This window comes from Streptomyces sp. KLMMK (assembly GCF_036961605.1).
Lineage (GTDB): Bacteria > Actinomycetota > Actinomycetes > Streptomycetales > Streptomycetaceae > Streptomyces > Streptomyces telluris.
Genome location: NZ_JBAMDC010000464.1, coordinates 1 through 4,688, shown reverse-complemented (window position 1 = coordinate 4,688; position 4,688 = coordinate 1). Strand labels below are relative to the sequence as shown.

Below are 4,688 nucleotides of genomic sequence, written 5' to 3'. Positions count from 1 at the left end.
GGCGTTCCGCACGACTGTCCGGGCCGTGGGCGGCGGGCTGCACCGCGCGGCCCTGCCGAGCCTGCGTCACGGCGTCCTGCTGGCCCGGCCCTACGCCACGGTGAACGGCTCGCTGGCCCTGCGCCTGGCGTCGGGCCTGCGCGGCGCGTGGGCGGTGGCGCGGCGCTGACAGGCCGGGGCGGCATCGCGCCCCGAAAGGGGCGCGGGGAACTGCGCGCCCAGCCACGGACAACCCGCAGTCGAGCTTCATGCCCATGTTCCCCCCTGCCATCGGCTAACGGTCGATTTCCTCGAACAACGCCTCCCACCGGTCGAGCACGGCAGGCAACTGCAGTGGTACGACGTGCTCGCGCGCAGCGCCCCCGTAGCGCTCGCGGAGGGCGTCGTCCGCCATGAGCTCTCCGAGCGCGGCGGCGAAGGCCCCCACGTCGCCGGACGGCACGAGCGTGCCCGTCCGCCCGTGGCGGACCAGCTCGCGGACGCCGCCCGACAGGTCGAAGCTCACGCAGGGAACGCCGAGCGCCGAGGCCTCGGCGAGCGCCATCGGGCGGCCTTCGCGCTCGCTGGTGAGGGCGACGACGGAGAGCTCGCGGTAGGCGGCCGCCATGTCCCGCACGCTGCCGCGGAAGTGGACGCGCCCGGCGATGCCCAGGCTTTCGGCCCGGGCGCGCAGCTCCTGCTCCAGCGGGCCGTCGCCGAAGAGGTGCAGCTCCCACTCGGGCTGTGCGGCGGCGGCCGTGGCGAAGGCGTCGAGGAGCCGGTCCAGGCGTTTGACGGCCTCCAGGCGGCCGACCGCGCCGACGCGCCGGGTGTCCAGGGAGGCCCGGCCCGTGGGGGCGAAGGGCAGCGGGTTGGGCAGGACGGTGGCGTTGGGCAGCCGGCGGCGCCGGAACTCGGCGGCGTCCGGCTCGCTGAGGAACACCGCCTTCTCCAGGGCCGGGTAGTGGCGCAGGATCAGCTGGAGGTTCTCGGAGGTGCACGCCTGGTGGAAGGACTCGTGGTACTGCCCGATGCCCTTCAGGTGGGACCACTCGACCGCCTGCAGCCACGCCGCCGCCCAGGGCGATCCGATGACGACCATGCCGTCGCGGACGGCGGCGAAGCGGCGGGCCAGCCGCTCCCGTGCCCGCTCCCGCTCCTGCCGCTCGGCGCGCGCCGCCCGCAGCCGCGCGGGGCTCAGCCGCTCGGCGAAGGAGACGGCGCGCCAGGCGGGCCGGGCCGGGGTGCGGTAGAGGGTGGTGCGGCGGTAGGCGGGGGCGTCCAGGAAGGTGTGGGGCTCCGGGCTGGGGCGGATGCCGATGAGCTCGACGCGGTGGCCGCGCTCGGCGAAGCCCTGGGCGAGCGTGTGCAGGACGCGTTGCGAGCCGCCCATGGAGTCGACGTCGATCCCGAGGAGGAAGAGGTTGCGCCGCTTCACCGGGCCTCGCCCCCTGCGAGGGCCCCTGCGAAGAACAGGTCCACCACGGTCTCGCTCGACTTGCCCATCTCGTAGGGGTTGAACCGCTCCCGGAAGCGTGCGTAGGCCCCGGCCCACTCCTCCTGCACCGCCTTCAGGTCCCGCAGGGCGGCGATGAGCTCGTCGGTCGTGGTGAGCATCGGGCCGGGCGCGATGTCGGGCAGGTCGTAGTAGGTGCCGCGGGCGGTGGCGCGGTAGTGCTCGTAGTCGTCGGTGAAGAAGAGGATGGGACGGCCGAGGTTGGCGTAGTCGAACATCAGGGACGAGTAGTCCGTGAGGAGCGCGTCGGAGGCGAGCAGGAGGTCGTTGAGGTCGGCGAAGTCGCGTCCGTCGCGCACGGCGTGGCCGAGCTCGCGGGGGACGGTGTACCGCTCGTAGTAGTGCGGCCGGACGACGATCGTCCACTCCTCGCCGAGGTAGCGCACGAGCTCGGGCAGGTCGGCCCGGACGGACTCGCCGCTGCCGCGCGCGCCGTCGCGGAAGGTGGGGGCGTAGAGCAGGACGCGGCGGCCGTCGGGGATCTGCAGCCGCTCGCGGGTGGCGGCGGCGCGCTCGCGGCGGACGGGGTCGTCCCAGCGGACGAGGTCGTCGTTGCGGGGCAGGCCGGTGCGCAGGAGCTCGCCCGTGTAGCCGTTGGCGCGGACGAACGTGCGCTCGAACTCCTCGCTGGGGGCGATGAGGGCGTCCCAGCGGGCGATCGTCTCGCGGTGGCGCCGGCGCCGCTCGGGGCCGGCCAGCCGCAGCTCGGGCACGTCGAAACCCATGTGCTTGAACGCCTGTCCGTGCCAGGTCTGCAGGTAGCGGGTGGCGGGGCGCTTGCCGTAGAGGGTGGGGAAGCCGTGGGAGTCCACCCAGTAGCGGGCGCGGGCGAGGGCGCGGACGTACTCCCAGCTGCCGCGGCGGACCAGCGGGAGCCCCTCGGGGTAGGAGGAGCGGTTGCCGGAGTAGGACCAGACGGCGTGCAGGGGCAGGTCGCGGCGCTGCAGCTCCTCGTGGATGGCGCGGGGGCTGTCCGCGTAGCCGCGGCCCTCCAGTGCCTCGAAGACGACGAGGCCCTCGTCCACGGGCAGTTTCTGCAGCTCGTGGTAGGTGAGGGCCTTGATGCGGGGGCCCGTGACGCGGCGGGTGAGCCGCTGGACGCCGCGCCGGACGGGCTGCAGCTGACCGGCCGCGGCCTCGGCCCGGCCGAGGGCGCCGGCGCGCTCCCAGGACAGCTCCAGCCGGCCGGCCCCGTGCCCCTCGCAGGCCACGCGCACGGTGTGGGCGGCGAGCGGGCCGCGCTGGGGGATCCGCGCCTGCAGCGGGGTGAGGTCCGCGGGGGCCAGCAGGGGGTCGGTGCGGGTGAGGCCGAGGCGTTCGAGGACGACGACGGGGTGTCTGCGGCCGCGGAAGCCCTTGGGGCCGACGGGGATGCGGCGCAGGTCGAGGACGGCCTCGGCGGTCCGGTAGGCGAAGCGGCCGCCCTCACCGGGCGCGGCGGGGTCGTACGCGAAGGGCACGGCCAGCGGCTCGCCGGTGGTGGCGATGCGCAGCTCGGTGCCGACCGGGCTCGGTGCGGTGAGCAGCAGCGCGGGGTCGTAGGTGCGCAGCCGGATCCGCAGGAGGGACCCGTCGGGGACGACCTCGGCCACTTCGTGGCGCAGGGGGCCGGCGGTGAAGGGCTGGTCGTCCAGGCGCCAGGCGGTGATGTCGAGGCCGGCGGCCTCCTCGGCGTTCAGCGGCAGGGACAGGCCCCAGTACGTGCGGCCGGCTTCGCGGACGACGTGGCGCGGGGCCAGCCGGGGCCGGTCGAGGGTGCGCGCGCACTCGGCGGCGTCCTCGTACCGCCCGGCGCACAGCAGGAACTGGCAGATCTGCTGTTCGCGCGGCATGGCGGCGAGGGCCTCGGGGGCGATCTCCGCGAGGTAGGGGGTGACGGCGGCGGCGAAGCCGGCGATCCACTCGGGGTCGCGGAAGGGGAGGTCGCCGAGGTAGAGGCGGAAGTCGTGGCGGAGGAACTTCTCGTCCTTCGCGGGCCGCAGGGCGGTGTTGCCGGACTCCTCCAGGAAGGCGTCGATGAGCCGGGCGGCCTTGATGCGGTCGACGGCGTTGCGCAGCTTGTGGCGGCTGGAGGAGATGGAGAGCGTGGCGGGGTCGGCGGCGAGCCGCCAGGTGTAGACGGGCCAGGGGACGACGGCGAAGGTGCGGGCGAGGGTGAGGGCGCGGGCGGTGAAGAGCTGGTCCTCGTAGTGCATGTCCTCCGGGAAGCGGAGGCCGTGGCGGGCGAGGAAGTCCGCGCGGTAGAGCTTGTTGGTGGAGAGGTGGTCGAGGAAGAACTCGGGGGCGGAGCGGATGCCGTGGACCAGGCGCACGTCCCCGAAGAGCTCGGGGTACCACAGGCCGGTGGTGCCGGACTCCTCGAAGAGGCGGGTGACCTCGCCGGTGACGAGGTCCGCGCCGGTCTCCTCGGCGGTGAGCAGCAGGGACTTGCAGGCGTGGTACGGCAGTTCGTCGTCGCTGTCGAGGAACATGAGGTGGGGCGCGCGGGCCGCGTCGATGCCGGCGTTGCGCGGGGCGCCGCAGCCGCCGCTGTTGACGGGCAGCCGGATGAGCCGCACGCGGGGATCTGTGGTGGTGAGGCGCTCGGCGGCCGCGAAGGTGCCGTCCGTCGAGCAGTCGTCGACGATGATCACTTCGAGGTTGCGCAGGGACTGGGCGAGGACCGACCGCACGGCGCGCGGCAGGCGGTCGGCGTCGTTGTGGACGATCACGACGACGCTGACATCGGGGCCGGGGGCGGGATGTGCGGCGGTCACGGTCACCTCGTCTCGGTGCGGTCCGGCGCATCGCGGGCACACTCGGGCGGCCCGCCATCCGCGCGGACGGATTCGCGATTACTCAAAGCGTAGATGCGAGCACTGACAGTCACCTCCCCCGAGGGGTCCGAGCGGGTGCGCCAGGCGTGCAGGGCCAGGGCCGCGGTCACCCCGGTGATCAGTACGACGTCGCGGAAGGCGTGCCTGCGGGCCGTCTCCAGGTGCGGCCACGAGACCCCGGCGGCCTCGGGCAGCAGCGGCAGCCACAGCCACGCCGAGCGCGCCGCGGCGGCGCGCACCACCAGCGACGCGGCGAGCGAGGGCAGCACCACCAGCATGTAGTGCTGGAACGACGGCCGTGACACCAGGAACGCCGCGAGCATCAGCAGCGACGCGCACTCCACCAGCCGCAGGGCCGGGTCGCCACCGGCCCGCCA

General features: G+C 74.5%; 2 protein-coding genes and 1 pseudogene. All 3 read right to left on the bottom strand.

Annotated features, from left to right (window positions below; all coding sequences use genetic code 11):
• Positions 1–274 precede the first annotated feature (274 nt).
• Positions 275–1,417: a glycosyltransferase gene (locus V7793_RS33695; protein WP_336013501.1), complete on the bottom strand. Its 1,143-nt coding sequence runs from the start codon at positions 1,415–1,417 to the stop codon at positions 275–277.
• A complete protein-coding gene (locus V7793_RS33690; protein ID WP_336013500.1) occupies positions 1,414–4,251 on the bottom strand; it encodes a bifunctional glycosyltransferase/CDP-glycerol:glycerophosphate glycerophosphotransferase in 2,838 nt (945 codons plus the stop codon). The genes V7793_RS33695 and V7793_RS33690 overlap by 4 nt, the downstream gene beginning before the upstream one ends.
• Positions 4,252–4,253: 2 nt before the next feature.
• Positions 4,254–4,688, bottom strand: a pseudogene (locus V7793_RS33685) (hypothetical protein); the annotation flags it as partial.